General features: G+C 64.7%; 21 protein-coding genes. 8 read left to right on the plus strand and 13 right to left on the minus strand.

Annotation, left to right across the window (positions count from 1 at the left end; genetic code table 11):
• The first annotated feature begins 26 nt into the window (after window positions 1-26).
• From manD to IAG39_RS04850, 3 genes are read left to right on the plus strand one after another with little or no spacing between them, the layout of a single operon-like run.
• A complete protein-coding gene (gene manD, locus IAG39_RS04840; RefSeq protein ID WP_059371377.1) occupies window positions 27-1,238 on the plus strand; it encodes a D-mannonate dehydratase ManD in 1,212 nt (403 codons plus the stop codon).
• Between the two features lie 3 nt (window positions 1,239-1,241).
• Window positions 1,242-2,804 (plus strand): mannitol dehydrogenase family protein, encoded by a 1,563-nt coding sequence (locus IAG39_RS04845; protein ID WP_118931347.1) that lies wholly within the window; start codon window positions 1,242-1,244, stop codon window positions 2,802-2,804.
• 40 nt (window positions 2,805-2,844) lie between these two features.
• Window positions 2,845-3,909, plus strand: coding sequence for an Ldh family oxidoreductase (locus IAG39_RS04850; RefSeq protein ID WP_059371379.1), 1,065 nt, complete (start codon window positions 2,845-2,847; stop codon window positions 3,907-3,909).
• 28 nt (window positions 3,910-3,937) lie between these two features.
• Here IAG39_RS04850 and IAG39_RS04855 read toward each other — a convergent pair whose 3' ends face one another.
• The 6 genes from IAG39_RS04855 to IAG39_RS04880 form a co-directional block, all read right to left on the minus strand.
• Entirely contained in the window at window positions 3,938-4,939 is a 1,002-nt protein-coding gene (locus IAG39_RS04855; protein ID WP_118931346.1) for an amidohydrolase family protein, read from the minus strand.
• 68 nt (window positions 4,940-5,007) lie between these two features.
• A complete protein-coding gene (locus IAG39_RS04860) occupies window positions 5,008-5,559 on the minus strand; it encodes a 3-hydroxyanthranilate 3,4-dioxygenase (RefSeq protein WP_059371381.1) in 552 nt (183 codons plus the stop codon).
• Window positions 5,560-5,698: 139 nt separating this feature from the next.
• Window positions 5,699-6,667, minus strand: coding sequence for a LysR substrate-binding domain-containing protein (locus IAG39_RS04865; protein ID WP_059371382.1), 969 nt, complete (start codon window positions 6,665-6,667; stop codon window positions 5,699-5,701).
• A gap of 6 nt (window positions 6,668-6,673) precedes the next feature.
• Window positions 6,674-7,111: a RidA family protein gene (locus IAG39_RS04870; protein WP_059371383.1), complete on the minus strand. Its 438-nt coding sequence runs from the start codon at window positions 7,109-7,111 to the stop codon at window positions 6,674-6,676.
• 25 nt (window positions 7,112-7,136) lie between these two features.
• Entirely contained in the window at window positions 7,137-8,594 is a 1,458-nt protein-coding gene (locus tag IAG39_RS04875; protein ID WP_118931428.1) for a 2-hydroxymuconic semialdehyde dehydrogenase, read from the minus strand.
• A 78-nt stretch (window positions 8,595-8,672) separates the two neighbouring features.
• Window positions 8,673-9,227 carry a GNAT family N-acetyltransferase gene (locus IAG39_RS04880; RefSeq protein ID WP_191295102.1) on the minus strand — a complete coding sequence of 185 codons (555 nt, stop codon included), beginning with the start codon at window positions 9,225-9,227 and terminating at the stop codon, window positions 8,673-8,675.
• A 148-nt stretch (window positions 9,228-9,375) separates the two neighbouring features.
• Between IAG39_RS04880 and IAG39_RS04885 the strand changes: the two genes are divergently transcribed.
• The gene (locus tag IAG39_RS04885) at window positions 9,376-10,212 is read left to right on the plus strand and encodes a helix-turn-helix domain-containing protein (protein WP_118931345.1); all 837 of its coding nucleotides are present in this window, start codon (window positions 9,376-9,378) and stop codon (window positions 10,210-10,212) included.
• Between the two features lie 82 nt (window positions 10,213-10,294).
• The gene (locus IAG39_RS04890) at window positions 10,295-10,789 is read left to right on the plus strand and encodes a MarR family winged helix-turn-helix transcriptional regulator (protein ID WP_059371385.1); all 495 of its coding nucleotides are present in this window, start codon (window positions 10,295-10,297) and stop codon (window positions 10,787-10,789) included.
• An 11-nt stretch (window positions 10,790-10,800) separates the two neighbouring features.
• On the opposite strand, the gene IAG39_RS04895 is transcribed toward IAG39_RS04890, so the two are convergent.
• The 3 genes from IAG39_RS04895 to groES all read right to left on the minus strand — a co-directional run bounded on the left by IAG39_RS04895 (window position 10,801) and on the right by groES (window position 13,883).
• Window positions 10,801-11,718: a YihY/virulence factor BrkB family protein gene (locus tag IAG39_RS04895; protein WP_059371386.1), complete on the minus strand. Its 918-nt coding sequence runs from the start codon at window positions 11,716-11,718 to the stop codon at window positions 10,801-10,803.
• Window positions 11,719-11,917: 199 nt separating this feature from the next.
• A complete protein-coding gene (gene groL, locus IAG39_RS04900; RefSeq protein ID WP_054451905.1) occupies window positions 11,918-13,558 on the minus strand; it encodes a chaperonin GroEL in 1,641 nt (546 codons plus the stop codon).
• A 37-nt stretch (window positions 13,559-13,595) separates the two neighbouring features.
• Window positions 13,596-13,883 (minus strand): co-chaperone GroES, encoded by a 288-nt coding sequence (gene groES, locus IAG39_RS04905; protein ID WP_006221616.1) that lies wholly within the window; start codon window positions 13,881-13,883, stop codon window positions 13,596-13,598.
• Window positions 13,884-14,204: 321 nt separating this feature from the next.
• Between groES and IAG39_RS04910 the strand changes: the two genes are divergently transcribed.
• Together IAG39_RS04910 and IAG39_RS04915 are read left to right on the plus strand one after the other, a co-directional pair.
• Entirely contained in the window at window positions 14,205-14,561 is a 357-nt protein-coding gene (locus IAG39_RS04910; protein ID WP_118931344.1) for a hypothetical protein, read from the plus strand.
• Window positions 14,562-14,936: 375 nt separating this feature from the next.
• Window positions 14,937-15,920 carry a Bug family tripartite tricarboxylate transporter substrate binding protein gene (locus tag IAG39_RS04915; protein WP_118931343.1) on the plus strand — a complete coding sequence of 328 codons (984 nt, stop codon included), beginning with the start codon at window positions 14,937-14,939 and terminating at the stop codon, window positions 15,918-15,920.
• 25 nt (window positions 15,921-15,945) lie between these two features.
• Here IAG39_RS04915 and IAG39_RS04920 read toward each other — a convergent pair whose 3' ends face one another.
• On the minus strand, window positions 15,946-16,371 hold the full coding sequence (locus tag IAG39_RS04920) for an RrF2 family transcriptional regulator (RefSeq protein ID WP_059371409.1): 426 nt from the start codon (window positions 16,369-16,371) through the stop codon (window positions 15,946-15,948).
• Between the two features lie 72 nt (window positions 16,372-16,443).
• Between IAG39_RS04920 and IAG39_RS04925 the strand changes: the two genes are divergently transcribed.
• Entirely contained in the window at window positions 16,444-17,421 is a 978-nt protein-coding gene (locus tag IAG39_RS04925) for an alpha/beta fold hydrolase (protein ID WP_118931342.1), read from the plus strand.
• A gap of 64 nt (window positions 17,422-17,485) precedes the next feature.
• Here the strand turns inward: IAG39_RS04925 and IAG39_RS04930 are convergent, their stop codons facing one another.
• The 3 genes from IAG39_RS04930 to IAG39_RS04940 form a co-directional block, all read right to left on the minus strand.
• Window positions 17,486-18,628: an MFS transporter gene (locus tag IAG39_RS04930; RefSeq protein ID WP_240633177.1), complete on the minus strand. Its 1,143-nt coding sequence runs from the start codon at window positions 18,626-18,628 to the stop codon at window positions 17,486-17,488.
• 189 nt (window positions 18,629-18,817) lie between these two features.
• A complete protein-coding gene (locus IAG39_RS04935) occupies window positions 18,818-19,975 on the minus strand; it encodes a nickel/cobalt efflux transporter (protein ID WP_118931340.1) in 1,158 nt (385 codons plus the stop codon).
• Window positions 19,976-19,986: 11 nt separating this feature from the next.
• Window positions 19,987-20,265, minus strand: a complete 279-nt coding sequence (locus IAG39_RS04940; RefSeq protein ID WP_059371413.1) for a metal-sensing transcriptional repressor — start codon at window positions 20,263-20,265, stop codon at window positions 19,987-19,989.
• Window positions 20,266-20,371: the final 106 nt, after the last annotated feature.

The raw sequence follows: 20,371 nt of genomic DNA on the forward strand, positions 1-20,371 counted from the left end.
GTTTCCAGCATTCCACGGGACCATCCATGAAGATTACCCAAGCGCGCGTCATCGTTTGCAGCCCCGGCCGCAACTTCGTCACCTTGAAGATCGAAACCGATGAAGGCCTGTACGGCATCGGCGATGCCACGCTCAACGGCCGCGAACTGGCCGTGGCGGCCTACCTGACCGAGCACGTGATTCCCTGCCTGATCGGCCGCGATCCGCAGCAGATCGAGGATATCTGGCAGTACCTGTACCGCGGCGCATATTGGCGGCGCGGTCCGGTCACCATGTCCGCCATCGCTGCCGTGGACACGGCCTTGTGGGACATCAAGGCCAAGGCCGCCAACATGCCGCTGTACCAGCTGCTGGGCGGCAAGAGCCGCTCGGGTGTCATGGTCTACGGCCACGCCAATGGCCGCGACATCGACGAAACCGTGGACGAGGTGTTGCGCTACCGCGAAATGGGCTACCTGGCCATCCGCGCGCAAAGCGGGGTGCCGGGCCTGAACTCGGTCTACGGGGTGGGGCGCGGCCGCATGTTCTACGAACCCGCCGACGGCTCGCTGCCGTCAGAACATGACTGGTCCACGGAAAAATACCTGGACCACGCGCCGCGCCTGTTCCAGCGGGTGCGCGATGCGGTGGGCTGGGACACCCACCTGCTGCATGATGTGCATCACCGGCTCACGCCCATCGAGGCCGGCCGCCTGGGCAAGTCGCTGGAGCCTTACCGCCTGTTCTGGATGGAGGACGCAACGCCCGCGGAAAACCAGGAAGCCTTCCGCCTGATCCGCCAGCACACGGTCACGCCGATCGCGGTGGGCGAAGTCTTCAACACCATCTGGGATTGCAAGGACCTGATCGAGAACCAGCTGATCGACTACATCCGCGCCACGGTGGTGCATGCGGGCGGCATCACGCATCTGCGCCGCATCGCCGATCTGGCCGCGCTCTATCAGGTGCGGACCGGCTGCCATGGCGCCACCGACCTGTCGCCGGCCTGCATGGGCGCGGCGCTGCACTTCGACCTGTGGGTGCCGAATTTCGGCATCCAGGAGTACATGCGGCACACGGACGAAACGGACGCGGTGTTTCCCCATGCTTACAGCTTCAACCAAGGCATGCTATACCCTGGCGACGCGCCGGGCCATGGTGTCGACATCGACGAAAAGCTCGCCGCCAGATATCCCTACCAACGCGCCTACCTGCCGGTCAACCGGCAGGCGCATGATGGCGCACTATGGCACTGGTAATCCATGCTCGAACGCTTGAACTCGGAGTCCCTGGCGCATCTGCCCGAGGATGTGGAATCTCCCGCTTATGACCGCAGCCGGGTCACGCCCGGCATCGTGCATCTGGGCATAGGCGCTTTCCACCGCGCCCATCAGGCGGCGGTGACGGACCTGGCCATGGCCGCCAGCGGGGACCTGAGTTGGGGCATCGTGGGCGTTTCGCTGCGCAGCCCGGCCACGCGCGATGCGCTGACGCCGCAGGACGGCCTGTACACCCTGGCGCTGCGCGACGCCGACGCGGACGGGCAGTTGCGGGAACAGCTGCGGGTGATCGGGTCGGTGCTGCGGGTGGTGGTGGCCGAGGAAGATCCCCAGGCGGTGCTGGAGCGCATTGCCTCCGCCCAGACCCGCATCGTCAGCCTGACCGTCACCGAGAAGGGCTACAGCCACGAACCGTCCACCGGCCACTTGTGTTGGGACGACCCGGACATCGTGCACGACCTCGCGCATCCGGTCAGGCCGCGCAGCACCATCGGCATGCTGGTGTACGGCCTGGCGCTGCGGCGCGAACGCAGCCTGCCTCCCGTCACGCTGCTGTCTTGCGACAACCTGCACGCCAACGGCGACACGCTGCGCAGCCTGGTGCTGGCCTTCGCATTGCGGGTCGACGTGGGCCTGACCGCATGGATCGACAACCACTGCACCTTTCCGAACTCCATGGTGGACCGCATCGTGCCGGGCACGCAGGACGAAGACCGCGCGCGCGTGGCGCAGCGCCTGGGATTCGAGGACGCCTGGCCGGTGGTGGGAGAACCCTTCCTGAACTGGGTCATCGAGGACAAGTTCGCCGCCGGCCGGCCCGCCTGGGACGCGGCCGGCGCGAGCTTCGTACGCAACGCCGCGCCCTACGAGCGCCTCAAGCTGCGCATGGTCAACGCGCCGCATTCCGCATTCGCGTACCTGGGTTCGATGCTGGGCCTGCGCACCAATAGCGAGGCCGCCGCCACGCCGGTGTTGCGCCGCTACGTCGACGACATGATGCGGCTGGAACTCGCGCCCACGCTGCGCGGCGTTCCGGAGTCGGGGTTGGATGAATATCGCCAGCGCTTCCTGGCGCGCGTGTCCAATCCCGCGCTGCCGCACCTCACCCGGCAGGTCGCGATGGATGGTTCGCAGAAGGTGCCGCAGCGCCTGCTCGCCGCCATCCGCGACCGCAAACAGCGGGGCGACGATTTCAACCGGCTGGCGATGTCCGTGGCCGCCTGGCTGCATTACTTGCGCGGATACGACGAGCAGGGCAACGCCTATGCCATCCAGGATCCGCTGGCAGGCGCGCTTGCCAAGCTGCTGGCGCGCGCCGAGGTCGCCGCAACGGCTTCGGCCCCCTCCCAGGCAGCGCATCGGCGCGCCACGGTGATGGCGGGATTCCGGCCTGTTTTCGGCGACCTGGGCAGCAAGCCCGTCTTTGTCGAGGCGCTGGCCCTGCAGCTGGAACGTCTGCGGACGCTCGGCGTGCTGGGCGCGCTGGAGGCGCTGGAGCGGGACGCGGCCCAGCAAGGCTCCGTGCAGCCCGTGCCGGCTGCTTGACCGCTGGCGGCGCGCCGCCGGCATCCACAAGGAGCACAGCATGGCAAGGCGGGAATGCGTGGACGCGGCGCAGTGGCAGCAATGGGGCGAGGCGTGCTTGAGGCGTCTGGATTTCAACGAAGACGATGCCCGCTGCCTGGCATCCAGCCTGGCGCAGACCAGTTTGTGGGGCATTGATTCCCATGGCATCGCGCGGCTGCCGCACTATCTGAACCGCGTCGTCCATGGCTCGATCCTGGCGCGGCCGCAAATCCGTATCGAACAGAGCGGGCCGGCCACCGCGCAGGTGCATGGCGGCAGGGGCCACGGCATCGTGGTGGCGCACCGCGCCAGCCAGACGGCCATGGCGCTGGCGCGCGAGGCGGGCGTGGGCGCGGTCGGCGTCAGCGATTCGTCGCATTGCGGGGCCATCGGCCTGTACACGCGCGCAGCCGCCCGGCAAGGGCTGATCGGCATGGCCTACACGCATTCCGACGCCATTGCCGCGCCGTTCGGCGGCCGGCAACCGTATTTCGGCACCAATCCCATTTCCTTCGCTTTCCCCAGGCAGGATGGCGAGCCCCTGTGCCTGGACATGGCGACGACTTCAATCCCGTGGAACCGGGTCATGAACGCGCGTCGCGACGGCGCCGAACTGCCCGCTGGCGTGGCGCTGGATGCCGAGGGGCGGAACGTGACCGACGCGGAGCGTGTCCGCGCCCTGTCGCCGCTGGGCGGCGACTACGGCCACAAGGGCTACGGCCTGGCGATGATGGTCGAACTCTTGTGCGGGCCGCTCAACGGCAATCCCCATGGACCGCACATCGGTCCCATGTACGAGCAGCTGGATCGTCCGCGCGAACTCGGGGCGTTCTTTATCGTCATCGATCCCGCCCGGTTCGCGGGCGGCGCGGCGTTGGCCGCCGTGGCGGCGGGCATGGCGGCCGAACTGGCGGAACAGCCCGGATCGCCACGCATGCCGGGCGATCCGGAACTGGCCTCGCAGGCGCAGCGCCAGGCCGCGGGGATTCCGGTGCCGCCGGCCTTGAAGGCTGAAATGGCCGAATGGAGCGCCAGGTTGGGGCTTGCTCCGCCGCCGTTCACGCCGGCGGAGGCCCAGGCCTGATCGCAGCCGTCCCGCTACGCAAGAAGCGTCAGGGGACCAGACCGAAGAATTCCATCGTGTTGCGGCTCAGAATCTTCTGCTGCACTTCCGGCGGCAGGCCGGCGTGCGTCACCAGCTTGCCCACTTCCTGCTCGCCCAGCGGATAGGGATAGTCGGAACCCAGCAGCACCCGGTCTTCGCCCATCACGTCGATCAGCAGGCGCAGCGCGCGCGGGTCGAACACCGCGCTGTCGGTGTAGAAGCGGTTGGTGTAGGAAGAGGGCAGCTGCGGACAGTCCTGGCGGATGATGTCGCGATGGCGCCAGGCATTGTCCACGCGGCCCAGCAGGAAGGCGAAGCTGCCGCCGCCGTGCGCGAAACAGAGCTTCAGGCTGCGCGGGATGCGTTCGAACGCGCCGGACAGGATCAGCGACAGGATGCCCAGCTGGGTTTCGGCGGGCATGGCGACCAGCCACGGCAGCATCCATTTCTGCATGCGGCCGTCGGTCATCATGTCCCAGGGATGCACCAGCACCGGGATGTGGTTGTTGGCGCAGTGGATCAGGAACTGCACCAGGGTCTCGTCGTCCAGGTCGCGCGGGCCGACGTGGTTGCCGATCTGCACGCCCAGGTGGCCGGCGGCGCGGGCGCGCGACGCTTCCTTGCAGGCCAGCTCCAGATCCTGCAGCGGCACTTGCGCCAGCGCCTTCAGGCGCGCTGGCGCATGGGCGCAATGCTCCAGCGCCAGGTCGTTCATGCGGGCGGCCCAGTCGGCCGCTGCCTGGGCGGGATAGGAATAGCCGAACATGATGGGCGTCGCGCACAGGATCTGCAGGTCCACGCCGTTGCGGTCCATCTGCTGCAGGCGCAGGGCCGGGTCCCACAAGGTGGCGTCCACCGGGCGGAACGGGCGCTCGCCCGCCATGATCTGGCCGGTCGAGCCGCCGCCGTCCAGACGCAGCCAGGGCGCGTTGACGGGGTCCAGCGCCGCCGCTTCCTGCCGGGTGATCGGCGGGAAGAAGTGCGCGTGCATATCGATTTTCTGGGTCATGTGCGAAAGAAAAAAGTCGGTCGGGCGTGCGGCGGCGTGCCGCGAGATCGGGCTGGCTGAAATGGCCTCTAGGCCGGAGCCGCCTGCGTGGACGGCGCATGCCCCTTGCCTGGATGGATCTCGCCGCAACTGGGACAGGTGCGTTTCTCGGTGCTGGAATAAAAGGCCTGGAACAGCGGCGGCAGGTCGGTCACGATGCTCTTGAGCTGCACCTCCACGCGGTGCACCAGGCTGCGGCATTGCGGGCAATACCACTCGAAGCCGTCCAGCAGGCCTTCCGGGCGCTGGCGTTCGATGACCAGGCAGGCGCTGTCGGTCTCCGGACGTTGCGGCGAATGCCGCACGTGCGGCGGCAGCAGGAAGATGTCGCCTTCCTTCAGGTCCACGCGTTCGGGCTTGCCGTCCACCCACAGCGACAGCCAGGCGTTGCCGCGCAGCTGGTAGAAGAACTCTTCCAGCGGGTCGTCGTGGTAGTCGGTGCGGTGGTTCGGGCCGCCGACCACGGTGACGATGAAGTCGGCGTCCTGCCAGATCTGCTGGTTGCCGACCGGCGGCTTGAGCAGATGCGCGTGGTCGTCTATCCAGCGCTGGAAATTCAACGGCGGGCCATAGGCAGGCATGCGGATCTCCGGAAGTCTGGGGGCGGACCGGGGCTGCCCCATAGCCCGCAGTCTAGGCGGGACCTTGCGGGCCTGCACAATAGAAATTACGCCGTTGGGTATGCGGCTTGTCTATGGCGGGATAACCCTGATCCACCTGTCAGCCGACGGTTTCAGCGCGCTGCGCCGCGATCTGCTTCAGATGGTCCACCAGGCGCTGGCAGGCCGGCGTCAGCGGGCGGTCCGCACGCACCGAGTAACCCACGTCGCCGAATGCGCCGAAGGCGTTGGTGGGCAGGCGGGCCAGCATGCCCGTCGCAAGGAACGGCGCCGCCGCGTCATAAGGCAGCAGCGCCAGCGCGTCGCTGTGCATGAGCACGCCGATGTTGGTCAGGAGCGATAGCGATTCGACATGCCTGGCCGGCAGGCGCAGGCCGGCGTCCAGGAAGCTGCGCTCGATCGAGGCGCGCAGCGGCGAGCTGGAGGCGGGCAGGATCCAGATGTGATCGGTCAGCGCGGCCAGCGGCGCGGGCGGCGCGCCGGCCAGGGGATGGGCGGCGCGCGCCACCAGGCACAGCTCTTCCCGGTACAGCTTGTGGTGGTCCACCGCCACGCCGGAGATCGATGCCATGTCGGCGCCGGGCAAGCGGCCGACCACGATGTCCAGATCGCCCGTGGCCAGCGCTGGCAGCAGCTGGGAGGTCGGCCCTTCGCGCACGCTGACCTGGATGCCGGGGTGCGCAGTCATCAGGCGCGCAATCGCCTCGGGCAACAGCTTGGCCGACGCGGCGATGAGCGTGCCCACCACCACATGGCCGCTGGCCCCGCCCAGCACCGCATCGATGTCGTCGGCCATGTAGCGGATCTCGGCCATCATGGCCTGGACCCGGCGGCCCAGCACCACGGCCAGCTCCGTCGGCGTCACGCCGCGGTTGGAGCGGTCGAACAAGGACGCGCCGAAGAAGGTCTCCAGTTCGTGGATGGCCTTGGTGACGGTGGGCTGGGTCAGATGCAATTCGCTGGCGGCGCGCGACAGTGAACGGCACGCCAGCACGCGCTCGAACACCTGCAACTGGTGCAGCTTCAGCTTGCGGCTGAGCGCGTTGGGCGTAATGCGGAAGTCCGACATGCGCCGCTAGCGCGCCTGCGGCTTGTAGGCGACCGCCTTGATCTCGATCAGCAGCTGCGGATGCGGCAGCTGATGCACGGCGACGGTGGTGCGGGCCGGGCCGTCGGAGTCGAAGTACTCGCCATACACCTGGTTGTAGCCGCCGAAATCGTTCATGTTGACGAGGAAGGTGCTGATCTCGACCACGTCGGCCAGCGTCGCATCGGCCGTTGCCAGGATGTCGCGGATGTTTTCGATGACGGCGCGCGTCTGCGCCCGGATGTCCAGCGTGGCGGTGCCCATCGCATCGACCTCGGCGCCCGCGATGCGGTTGTCGGGCAGGCGCGAGCTGGTGCCGGAGACATACAGGAAATCGCCGGCGCGCTTGATGTGCGGATACTTGCCGCGCGGCGTGGCCTTGCCTGCGACGACGGTGGCGCTGACGCCGGGCTGGGGTGGGTTCATCGCATCTTCCTTTGCGTGGGGTGGGTCAGAGCTTAATGCAGACATTGGTCGGTTCGGTATAGAAATGCAGCGAATGGCGGCCACCTTCGCGGCCGATGCCCGAGAGGCCGCTGCCGCCGAACGGCGTGCGCAGGTCGCGCAGGAACCAGCAGTTGACCCAGGCCAGGCCAACCTTCATGGCCTGCGCCACGCGGTGGCCGCGCGTGAGATTCTGCGTCCAGACGGCCGCGGCCAGGCCGTAGCGCGTGTCGTTGGCCAGGCGGATGGCTTCTTCTTCTGTGTCGAAGGGCGCCACGTGGCAGACCGGGCCGAAGACTTCCTCCTTGATGCAGCGGGCGGTCTCGGGCAGGCCGGTCCAGATCGTGGGCTGCACATAGGCGCCTTCATCGCGCGCGTCGCCGAATACCGGCACGCCGCCGCCGGCCGCCACCGTCGCGCCTTCCTCGCGCGCCAGGGCGAAGTACGACAGCACCTTATCGCGATGCTCGCGCGACACCAGCGGTCCCATCTCGGTGGCCGGATCCATCGGCCAGCCGATGCGCAAGGCGTCGGCGCGCGCCGCCAGCGCGGCGACGAAGCGCTCGTAGATCGGGCGTTCGACGTAGACGCGCTCGGTGCACAGGCAGACCTGGCCGCAATTGGCGAACACCGATTGCGTCACGCCGTCCACCGCGGCGTCGAAATCCGCATCGGCGAACACCAGCGCCGCGTTCTTGCCGCCCAGCTCGAAGGACACCGGCTTCACGCCCGGCGCCACGGCCCGCATGATGGCCGCGCCCGTGGCGGATTCGCCGGTGAAGGTAATGCCGTCGATATCCGGATGCGTGGTCATGAATTCGCCCGCCGAGTCCGGGCCGAAACCATGCGCCAGATTCAGCACGCCGGCCGGCAGCCCGGCTTCATGCGCGACCTCGGCCAGCAGCGTGGCCGTGGAAGGCGTGACTTCGGACGGCTTCATGATCACCGTATTGCCGAACGCCAGCGCCGGCGCCACCTTCCAGGTCAGCAACAGCAGCGGCAGGTTCCAGGGTGAAATCACGCCCACCACGCCCAGCGGCTTGCGGTAGGCGTAGTTCAGCGCCTGGCGGCCATCCGGCGTGTCCGTCATGTAGCTTTCCATGTCCAGCGTGCGAGCCAGTTCCGCGAAGGCGCGGAAATTGGCCGCGCCGCGCGGAATGTCGATCTTGCCGGCCCAGCCCACCGGCTTGCCGGTGTCGCCGATCTCGGCCTGCAGGAAATCGTCGAAGCGTCGCGCGATGCCGTCGGCCAGCGCCAGCAGATGGTCGGTGCGCTCGGCTACCGGCAGTCCGGCCCAGGCGGGCAGGGCGCGGTGCGCCGCCGCCACCGCGCGGTCGACCTGATCGCGGCTGGCTTCGTGGACCTGGGCGATCAGGCGCCCGTCCACCGGGCTGTGCTTGTCGAAGGTGGACGCGCCGTCTTCAAAGCGGCCGTCGATGTAGTTGCGCAATTGTCGGATCGTCATGTGCAGGGCCAGGTCGGGATGCAAAATAAATACGTATACGTACTATATTTTGGATCATAGACAGCGCCCCGTCTCAAGTCAATGCGATTCCGAAGCCGTCAGGGTCTGCCATTCTTCCTTGCCGATGCGGCTGACATGCTCCGTCCGGTAGTCGTTCATGAACTGATTGAACTTGTTCTCCTCGGTGTGATGGTGCTTGAAGCCGCACTTTTCCTGGGCTTTGCGCGATTTTTCGTTGTCGGCGAAATAGCCGCACCATAGCGCGTTGAAGTTCAACGTTTCAAACCCGTGGCGCATCAGTGCCCTGACGGCTTCAGGAATCAACCCCTGGCCCCAGAACGGTACGCCGATCCAATACGCGATTTCGGCTTCGTCGTCGGCAATGTCGAAATTGCTGTCCTTCCCCATGAGCAACGCCACCAGGCCTATGGCGGTGTTGTCTTCCTTCTTTGTCAAGGCATAGGCCAGTGGCCGCGAAAAAACCGTCTGGATGATCTCCCGGCTATGTTCGACGCTTGTATGAGCAGGCCAGCCCGCGGCGGGGCCGATCCGTTCGTCGCATGCATACTTAAACAGGCTCGGCGCGTCGTCGGTGTGCCAGGGCCGCAAGATGAGGCGTTCGGTGCGCAGCATGATTTCCCTTCCTTTCAGCAATGAAAACAGCAGCTGCAATTCTAGGATCCGAGGGTGCAACTGATAATAGACAGAGTTGAGTAGATTAGGTAATTTTGAAAACAAAATTGCGGAAATTCATGGGTGAAGATTTAATATTTCAGCGTAAATGAAAACACTCTCTCAACTCTCGGATACAGGCATCGAAGACCTGGCCATCGGCCTCAATAGCTTCGACGCACAGGTGGGTCACCCCTTGGCGTTGGCGTATGTGGTGGTGTTGATCTGCCGCGAGGGCAGCGCCGAGTGGGAAGTGAACTTCAAGCCGCACCGGATGAAGAAAAACGATCTGCTGGTCCTGGCGGAAGATTCCATCGCGCTCATCAAACGCAAGTCGGATGACTATTCATGCGCCTGCTATTTGATGAACCGGTCCATCGCTGCGGAGATTGCGCACGCCCTGCCCAACAGCCTGTTTTCTTTCTTGAGCCGTTCGCCGTTCTTCGCTGCCGAAAAGCTGTCGCCGCAGTATTCAAAGGCCTGGGAAGGCCAGGCGGCGCTGATCCATGAGCAGTGCGTCACCTACCAGCGGACCATGATCGTCAACCATGTCCAGAACCTGTTCTTGTGGATCTGTGAAAAGACAGACGGCCTTGGGGCCGGCATGAGGAATGACTTCAGCAGATCGGAAGCGGTCTGCTGGAAATTCTGGGAACTGATCTCGCAGCACTGCGTGCAACAGCGCGGCGTGGCATTCTATGCAGGGCTGCTGCACATCACTCCGTACTACCTGTCGCAGTTGAGCAGGAGATTCTTCAACGACGCGCCCAAAACGCTGATCGACAGGCAGGTCGTGCTGGAGATTAAAAAGCGCCTTACCCAGCCCAGGATATCCGTGCAGCAGATTGCGGAGGAGCTGCATTTCGCTGACGCCTCCTATTTGGGCAAGTTCTTCAAGCGCCATACCGGCGTGGGCTTGACCGACTACCGGAAAGGCAGGACATGATGAAGTCTGAAAGGGGTGTGAGCTATCTTATGGCATTGCGGCGCCATGTCATGACCGCTGACACCCATTCCTTGGAAGCCCGATGACTGCTGCATCCCGACGTATCCCCGCCAAGCAGGCCGCAGCCCAGGCCCTGCAGGCATTCGACCTGACCCAGGTTGCATCGCATCTGCTGCGCCGGGCCCACTTCCGCGCCGAAGCCCTGTTTGCCCAGGCCTTTCCCGACGAAGACCTGACCCCGCGCCAGAAGGCGTTGCTGATCACCGTCTACCAGAATCCGGGTGCGACCCAGAACCGCATCGCCGAACTTATCGCGCTGGACCGCAATTCCTTCGCTGAAATGATCGCGCGCATGACCAAAAAGGGCTACGTGCGCCGCAAGCGTTCGGCCCAGGACGGGCGCGCCTATGCGCTGGAGATCACGGAAGAGGGCATTGCCCTGTTGGCGCGCATCCTGCCGCAGGATGCCGCCGTGGAGGCGGAGGTGCTGGCGCCCATCCCAGAAGATCTGCGGCCGGTCTTCTTGAAATGCCTGCGCCTGATGGCGGGCTTGGAGCCGCAGGACGACGCCGCCTGAGAGCGTCGGGTTCAGGCGTCCGCTGCGGGTGTCGATTCCGCCGCGGGCGCGCTTTTCCGGCCGAAGCGCAGCGCGAACTGGCGCGTGAATACCGCGCCGAAGAAAAAGATCTGCGCCGAATAGTAGATCCACAGCAACAGCGCGATCAGCGATCCCGCCGCTCCATAGGCGGACACCGCCGCGCCCCGGCTGAGATAGACGCCGATGCCCCACTTGCCCACCAGGAACAGCGCCGCCGTCACGATGGCGCCCGGAATCACGTCTGGCCACGAGATCTTCGCGCTGGGCAGCAGCTTGTAGATGACCGCGAACAGCGCCACCACGATGGAGAAGGAAAACAGGCTGGAGATCCACTCCGCCACCAGGGCGAAGGACGAAGCCGTCCATAGATCGCCGTAATAGCCGCGCGCGGCCCCAAGCGCGGCGTTCACCGTCAGCGATATCAAGAGGAACAGCGCCAGCACCAGCACCAGGCCGAACGACAGCATGCGGCTGCGGACCATGCTGTGCAGCCCGCTTTTCTGGTTCGCGGAGACTTCCCACAATTCGTCCAGGCTGGCCTTCAGTTCCGCGAAGGCCGTGGTGGCGCTGAAGATCAGCACGAAAATCGAGATCAGCGCGGCGATCCAGCCCTTGCCCGATTCATGGGCGCTGGCCAGCACCGTCTGGATGACTTCCGCGCCGCGCTCGCCGGTCAGGTCGCGCAGCTGCGAGAACAGCTCCGAGCGCACCGCATCTTCGCCGAAAAACGCGCCCGCCACCGCGATCACCAGGATCAGCATGGGCGCCAGCGAAAACACCATGTACAGCGCCAGCGCCGCGCCCTTGCTGGACGCGCGATGGGTGGACCACTGTTTGGCCGAGTCCATCAACAGCCCGCCGATTTCGGACGGACGCAGGGCGCGCAACAGGGTCGGGGGCAAACGCATGGGACTCGGCTCGTTCTGGGAGAGCCTTCATTGTAGGGACGCATGCGCTGCGGCGAAACCCGCAGATTGTGCGCAAACGTGTTCTTTGGCGAGGCCGCGTTGCGGAAAAAGAAAAACCCCCGGGGCGAAGGACCGGGGGTTTTTCGGGATACTGCATTCCCCGGCCGGAGCCGGGGAGGCCTTGCAAGGATGGCGGGACTTAGAAGTCCATGCCGCCCATGCCGCCCATGCCGCCGGGCATGGCCGGAGCAGCGGGCTTGTCTTCGGCCAGTTCGACCACGGCAGCTTCGGCGGTCAGCAGCAGGCTGGCGACGGAAGCGGCGTTCTGCAGGGCGGTGCGGGTCACCTTGGTGGGATCCAGCACGCCTTGCTCGACCAGGTCGGTGTACTCGCCGGTCGCGGCGTTGTAGCCGTAGTTGCCCTTGCCGTTCAGCACGGTGTTGACGACCACGCTGGCTTCTTCGCCGGCGTTGGTGACGATGGTGCGCAGCGGCTCTTCCACAGCACGCAGGATCAGCTTGATGCCGGCGTTCTGGTCAGGCGTGTCGCCCTTCAGGTCAGCGATGGCTTGCTTGGCGCGCAGCAGAGCAACGCCGCCGCCAGCCACAACGCCTTCTTCCACTGCAGCGCGGGTGGCGTGCAGGGCGTCTTCGACGCGAGCCTTCTTTTCCTTCATTTCGACTTCGGTGGCAGCGCCAACGCGAATCACGGCAACGCCGCCGGCCAGCTTGGCCACGCGTTCTTGCAGCTTTTCACGGTCGTAGTCGGACGTGGCTTCTTCGATCTGGACGCGGATTTGCTTGACGCGAGCTTCGATCGACTTGCTGTCGCCAGCGCCGTCGATGATGGTCGTGTTTTCCTTGCCCACTTCGATGCGCTTGGCTTGGCCCAGTTCAGCCAGGCCGGCCTTTTCCAGCGACATGCCGGTTTCTTCGGAGATCACCGTGCCGCCCGTCAGGATGGCGATGTCTTCCAGCATGGCCTTGCGGCGGTCGCCGAAGCCAGGAGCCTTGACGGCGGTCGTCTTCAGGATGCCGCGGATGTTGTTCACAACCAGGGTGGCCAGGGCTTCGCCTTCGACGTCTTCAGCGATGATCAGCAGCGGACGGCTCGACTTGGCAACTTGTTCCAGCACGGGCAGCAGGTCGCGGATGTTGCTGATCTTCTTGTCGAAAATCAGGACAAACGGATCTTCCAGAGCGGCAACTTGCTTGTCCGGGTTGTTGATGAAGTAGGGCGACAGGTAGCCGCGGTCGAATTGCATGCCTTCGACGACGTCCAGCTCGTTTTCCAGCGACTTGCCGTCTTCGACGGTGATGACGCCTTCCTTGCCGACCTTGTCCATCGCGTCAGCGATGATCTGGCCGATGGAGGTGTCGCTGTTGGCGGAGATCGAGCCGACCTGGGCGATTTCCTTGCTGGTCGTGACCGGCTTGGATTGCTTCTTCAGTTCGGCGACGGCGGCGGCGACAGCCTTGTCGATGCCGCGCTTCAGGTCGATCGGGTTGAAACCGGCGGCAACGTACTTCAGGCCTTCCATGACGATGGCCTGGGCCAGCACGGTGGCGGTGGTGGTGCCGTCACCGGCGTTGTCGGAGGTCTTGGAGGCAACGTCCTTGACCAGCTGGGCGCCGATGTTCTCGAACTTGTCCTTCAGTTCGATTTCCTTGGCGACGGACACGCCGTCCTTGGTCACGGTCGGGGCGCCGAACGAGCGCTCCAGCACGACGTTGCGACCCTTGGGGCCCAGGGTGGTCTTGACAGCATTGGCGAGAACATTCACGCCGCGGACGATGCGCACGCGGGCGTCGTCACCGAACAGTACTTGCTTGGCAGCCATTTCTTAGCTTCCTTCGAAAATTCGTTTGAGGCGGGGTTTACTGGACCACGGCGAGGATTTCGTCCTCGCGGATGACGAGCAGCTCTTCGCCGTCAACCTTCACGGACTGGCCGGCGTACTTGCCGAACAGCACCTTGTCGCCAGCCTTCAGGTCGACCGGCAGGATCTTGCCGTCTTCGGTCTTCTTGCCGGGGCCGACGGCCACGACTTCACCCTGATCGGGCTTTTCAGCGGCGCTGTCGGGGATAACGATGCCCGATGCAGTCTTGCGCTCGTTTTCGAGGCGTTTGACGATCACGCGATCGCCCAGGGGACGCAAGGCCATGAGGAACTCCTGTTGCAAAAAAGAGAAGGAAATGATCGGTTAGGCCCGGGAACGCTTGTTAGCACTCACCGGTGTCGAGTGCTAATTATAGGGATGATGTTCTAGGGTTCAAGGGGGGAGGGCGGGGCTGTTACATATTTGCGGGTAGCGAAGGCGCAAGGCGTCAGGTTCATTGAGCTTGCCGACTTCGGCCGTCCCAGTGCGCTGCGATATCAGCCATAATCAATTCAACCTGGCCCCGCGTGACGGCAGGAGGTCAGTTTCCCTCCCACATGAACCGGTAGCGGGCGGGCCGTAGCGTACTCAGTGCGGAGTATCTCAATGACGACACCGGAAGCGCCGGACGACGACTTGGTACGGACCCGCAGCCACAGGCCACGCGACCTGCCTCAGGGCTTTCGGGCTGGATTGATTACGGCCATCACGGTATTGCTGGGCTTTTCGCTGGGTTTCCTGCGCTACTGGGGCTTCGACGCGCCGGGCGATTGGAGCGCGCTGTCCGTGCTGCCGGGCGTGTGCTTGTTGCTCGCCAGCCTGCTGCAGGTAATAGCTCTTTACCGCGCCTTGCGTTTGGAGGATGAAGCCGAGAATGAATACCGCAAAACCGTGCGATGGTTCATCGCGTCGGCGATCCTGCTGTTGCTGGGGCTGACAGCGGCGTTGTGGGAGGTGGCGTAATCAAGAGAGGGATTGGAGCGGGTAAAGGAGGGAATCGAACCTTCGGGAATCGAACCTTCGCCTGAAGCTTGGGAAGCCGCTGTTTCTTGGGCGCGGCCCGCGCTGCCAATCCGCTTGACGACAGACCTTGCAATATGAACGGGAGGCTCGAATTGGAGTCATCCCGTTTTTTTTTTCGGACTAAAGCCGGGCCCACGAGCCGCGCTTGTCGCCGGCAAATTAGGGTTATCCGGAATTCTTTATGCTTAAACTTTTGTGAAGAATGAGCGGCAGATATAGGGCCGCCGCTGCATGAGGCATCGAGGCGGTTCACAGTGGTGCGGCATGACGCACCGGGCGCGGGATCGCGGGGTGAGCCCCCAAAAGGAGAATCGCATGCTGTTGCGTAGACGTTGTCTGGCCATGATGATGCTGGCGTTGACTGGCTGGGCGACGGGCAGCCATGCGCAAACGCCATCTCCGGCCTGGCCCGTCAAGCCCGTGCGCCTGGTCGTGGGGCTGGCGCCCGGAGGGCTGGTCGACGTGCTGGCGCGCACAGTGCAGCCGCACCTGGCCGAGGCCTTGAAGCAGACCGTTATCGTGGAGAATCGCGGCGGTGCGGGCGGCAACGTGGCGGGAGCCGAGGTGGTGCGCAATGGTGGAGACAACCATACCTTCCTGCTCAATCCATCGACGACCGAATCGGTCAACCCGCTGATGTTCACCAGCATGCCGTTCGATCCGCAGCGGGACCTGCGGCCGGTTGCCTTGCTGGCCAACAGCCAGTTGTTCCTGTTTGTCCGGTCCTCGCTTGGCGTCGATACGCTCGAAGAGTTCGTGGCATACGCGCGCAAGCGGCCCGATCCTCTCAATTACGGTTCGGCAGGAAACGGCACGACGCCGCATCTGGCTGGCGAGCTGCTCAAGCAGGCCACTGGCATGCAGGCCACCCATGCGCCGTATCGCGGCGTGGCGCCAGCGATACAAGACCTGGCAGCGGGTCAGATCGACTTCGCGTTTGGACCCGCCACGGTCTTTCCCATGGTGCAAGCGGGCAAGCTGAAGGTACTGGCGGTGGCGAGCCGGCAACGCGCCGCCGTGGCGCCCGACATACGAACCTTTTCCGAGGTCGGCATCGACGGTGTTTTCGCGGACAGCCTGTTCGGCATGTATGCCGCCGCGGGCACCCGCGATGATGTGGTCGATCGCATGAACGCCGAAATCAACAAGGTGCTTGCGCGGCCGGAGATCCAGGCGCGCTTTCTCGATGCGGGCGCCGAGGCGCTACCGCTGAGCGTGGCCGACTATGCTGCGCGCGTGCAGGACGAAAAGAAATTGTTCGCCCCGCTGATGAAGTCGTTGGGGCTGAAGGAACAGTAGCTGGAACAACGATAAAGGCTCCGCGTCATCCTTCCTCGCGCGCCGCAATCTCCGCGGCGAGCTCGGCAAGCGATACCGCGCCCAGGCGTTGCAGCAAGGCATGCTCGCCTTCGCGCAGGGAATCCGCCACCAACTGGTTCGCTGCCCGTTCGACGGGGCAAGCAGGATTGTCGTCGGCTGGCCCGATGGCAAAGACCGTGCCGTGGGCGATGGCTTCATGGACGTCGCGCGCGGTGATGGTTTCCAGTCCCCTGGCCAGCACCCAGCCGCCATTGCGCCCGCCCGTGGAGGTCACCATGCCGGCGGTGCGCAGCGCCGCCATGGATCGGCGCACCACCACCTCATTCGTATGCAGCATCTGGGCCAGCGTTCCAGAAGTGGTCGTGCCGCCGCGCAAATGCATGTGGATCAAGACGTGCAGCAGGCGGGCAAGACGGGTGTCATTGGCCATGGGATCGATTTACCGTAACTATAGGTGTTACGGTATTATAGCTGCACCGGATACTTCCTGAGAGCTTCCCCGATGACCGACCTTGAAACACGCGCTGTGACCGTCAACGGCATCACGCTCAATGTCACGGCCCAGGGCGTAGGCCCCCTCGTCTTGCTGTGCCACGGTTTCCCGGAGACCGCCTATGCCTGGCGCCACCAGCTTCCTGTTCTGGCCCGGGCGGGATTCCGCGCCGTGGCCCCGGATTTGCGCGGTTATGGCGCCAGCGACAGCCCGGCGGATGTGGCGGCGTTCACGACCTTGGATGTCATTGGCGATCTTGTCGCGCTTATCGAAAGCGAGGGGGCCGATGACGCGGTGATCGTGGGGAGCGATTGGGGGGCCAGCATCGCATGGCAGGCAGCCCAACTGCGTCCGGACCGCTTCCGGGCCGTCGTCGCCCTGGGCGTTCCCATGATGCGCAGAGCGCCGGCTGCGCCCAGCCGCCTCTTCCCCAAGACCGAGTCCGCCGCGTTTTACACGCATTACTTCAACGAGCCGGGAATTGCTGAAGAGGAGTTCGAGCGCGACATCAGCGCAACCCTTCGCGCCATCTACTTCGCGGCATCGGGCGACGCCGGGCCGCGCGACGACCCCGCTACGCCCAATCCGTTTGGCATGGTAGCCGCTGGCCGTGGCCTGCTCGATTCGCTGCCGGTCCCCCAGACCTTGCCGGCCTGGCTTACTCCGTCGGATCTGGCTGCCTTTGTACAAAGCTACACAGCCAGCGGGTTTCGTGGCGGCCTTAACTATTACCGGAATCTGGACCGCAATTGGGCGCTGCAGGGGGCCTTCGAGGGAAAGACGGTGGATGTGCCTGCGCTTTATCTCGTAGGGGAAAGGGATACTGGCCTGGCGATTCCCGGCATGGACCAGATCATCGCGGCCATGCCGGCCCTCGTTCCCCAACTGCGCGCTGCTGAAGTCATTTCCGGTGCGGGGCATTGGTTGCAACAGGAAGCCACCGAGGCAGTCAACAAGGCGCTCGTCGATTTCCTGAGGAGTCTTTGACGGGCGCGAAGGACCCGGCATTAGGACCATCGCTTCGCGCTTCGCCAAGCTTGTACATGGATGTTCATCCATCGACATACCGAGGTTTTTCAACCAGCCGGCCGCGTAACCCCCACAAGCCAGCCAGCGCCAGCAAGGCGAAACCCGCGCCGGCCAGGAACGTGGCTTGAGGACCGCCCATGTCCCACAGCGCTCCGGCAAGGACGCTCGCCACGAGCACGGTAACGCCTGTGATCAGGTTGAAGACGCCGAACGCGGTGCCGCGCAGCTCTGGCGGCGCGACATCGGCGACCAGTGTCGTCAGCAGGCCCTGGGTGAAGCCCATGTGCAAGCCCCAGAGCGCGACGCCGGCAGCGACCCCGGCGATGCCGCTCGACCAGGCCAGGACCAGATCTGCCAGCACCAGCACAGCCAGGCCGATGGCGAGTACCGTGGGCCGGTTCATGTGATCGGACAGGATTCCCACCGGATAGGCTGAGACTGAGTACACAAGGCTCATGATCACCAGTACCAGCGGGACCAGTGTCAGCGATACCCCGGCCGATTGCGCCCGCAGGATGAGAAAGGCTTCGCTGAAGCGCGCGAGCGTGAACACCGCCGCCACGGCGACCACATACCAGAAGCCCGCGCCCAGGCGGCGCAGCTCGTCGGGGTGTAGCGGCATTCGCACCTGCCGGAGCGCCGGGGAGCGTTCAGGCTCGCTCACCCCGACTACGATCAGCGCCACCGACAGGAAGGCCGGCACAACGGCAACCCAGAACACGGCTTGGAAGTGATCCGCTGTCAGCCACATGAGACCGATGGCCAGCAGCGGTCCCAGGAAGGCGCCGACGGTATCCAGCGACTGCCGCAGGCCGAAGCTGGCGCCGCGCAAGCGGGGGGGAGACAGGTCGGCGACGAGCGCGTCGCGCGGCGCGCCTCGGATACCCTTGCCGACCCGGTCGATGAAGCGCGCCGCGAACAGCCATTCAACGGACGAAGCCAGAGGGAAGACCGGCTTGGTCAAGGCCGCCAGCCCGTAGCCGATCGCCGCCAGGAGCTTGCGCTTGCCGAGCCAGTCGCTAAGCGCCCCGGAAAAGATCTTGGTAACGGACGCCGTCGCCTCGGCGATCCCCTCGAGCACGCCGACCGTCAGCACGGAGGTGCCCAGCACGGTGACGAGATAGGCCGGCAGCAGCGCGTGAATCATCTCCGAGGAGATATCCATCAGCAGACTGACGCACCCCAGCGCCCACACCCCGGGCGGGATCTCCCGCCAAGGCGTCCGTTTCCTGCCGCCCGTACCGTCCGACGCGTCTTGTGTATTCGTCTTCGATCTCATGGCGTTTCACCCTGGCGCCGGACGCACGCTGCGCGTTGTCCTTCGGGTCCTGCTCCGCAGCTCCCGGCCGGCGCGTCATCTGGCGGGGAGGCCCAGCCATCCGTTCATTCCCACATAGATGCCCACGGCGATGATCAGCAGGCTGGAGAGATAAGGAGCTCGCTGGGCCACAGCGCTGAACCATGGCGCGCGCTTGTTGACCTGGCGCACGCTCAGCGCCGCGACGGCTCCAACCGTCACCAGCGTGACGGCCAGTCCGATCGAGAAGCACAGCACCAGCACGGCACCCAGTGTGAACTCCTTTAGCTGCAGGCACAACAAGAGCACGGTGATCGCCGCCGGGCAGGGGATCAGTCCGCCGGTCAGACCAAACAGGGCGATCTGCCAGTTGGTCACGTTCCGGTTCGTGAAGCGCCGGCGGATGTCATTGGCATGCGCGAGCTGGTGTGCATCCTGGTATCCCTCGCCCGCGACCTCCAGGCCTCGCAGCTCTTCGTGGAGGTGGTCATGCCGGTGCTCATCCGGCTCCATGAACGCGATGTCATAGCTGTGGACATGCCCGCCGTGCCCCAGGGTCAGGCGGGCCATGAACTCGTGCGGTTCGGGAATGTCTTCAACCGACTCCAGATAGCCGTCCTTCTGCGCGAAACGGAACGCGTGGCGCGCACCGTCGACCCTCTCTGTCGTCACGGAAACGTCCTGCGCTTGCCAATTCCCGCCCCGCAGGCTGGTGAGTCTCCAGCGCGGCGCAACGCCGTCCTCGAACACCTCCAGCGCGACCAGACCGTGTCCGGTATCGATCTCGTGCCGCTCCGCGCCATGGGAATGAGCCTCATGCCCGTGGCCGTGATCATGGTCATGGTGATGATGGGCGTGGCCCGCGCCATGCTGATCGCGCCAGGTCCGCCAGAACATCCAGGCCGCGATCAGCACGATGATGACCCCGGACGCCAGTTGAAAATAAGGCTCCAGCTCTTCCGCGTCGACCCCGCGCCAGAGATACATTCCTCCCAGACCGATCCCCCACACGATAAAGGTGTGCGAAATGGTCGCGGTGATGCCCAGCAGCACCGCCTGCCACACCGATCCCCGGATCGCGACGATGAATGCCGCCATCATCGTCTTGGAATGGCCGGGCTCCAGCCCGTGCAGAGCGCCCAGCAGAATGGCGCTGGGAATAAACAGCCAGGCGTGCGACGCGCCCTGGGCGATCAGATCGGAAAAAGACAACATGGATAGTGCGCTTAGAGATACTTGGTGATTTCTTTGAATTCGTCGATCGTGCGCTGCCTGTCCTCGTTCAGCTCTCCCACCGCATCCTGCAGGCAGTGGTCGATATGGTCCTGAATGAGGATCTTCTTGGCTTGGGAAATGGCACGCTCGACCGCGTACAGCTGTTGAGCCAACTCAAGGCAGGGACGGTGTTCTTCCATCATCGACAGAATGCTGCGCAAATGCCCTTCGGCCCGCTTGAGGCGTTTGGCCACGGCGTCGTGATGATGATGAGGATCGGGTCTGTTCATGCATGGATCATATCCCCCCCGGGGGGATGTTGTGGAAGAAACCACGAAGCTAATCGGGAAATCAAAAAACTGCCGTAGCGATCTCTACATGATTGCAGCGATCACG

Origin of the sequence: Achromobacter xylosoxidans (assembly GCF_014490035.1) — a bacterium.
GTDB lineage: Bacteria > Pseudomonadota > Gammaproteobacteria > Burkholderiales > Burkholderiaceae_B > Achromobacter > Achromobacter bronchisepticus_A.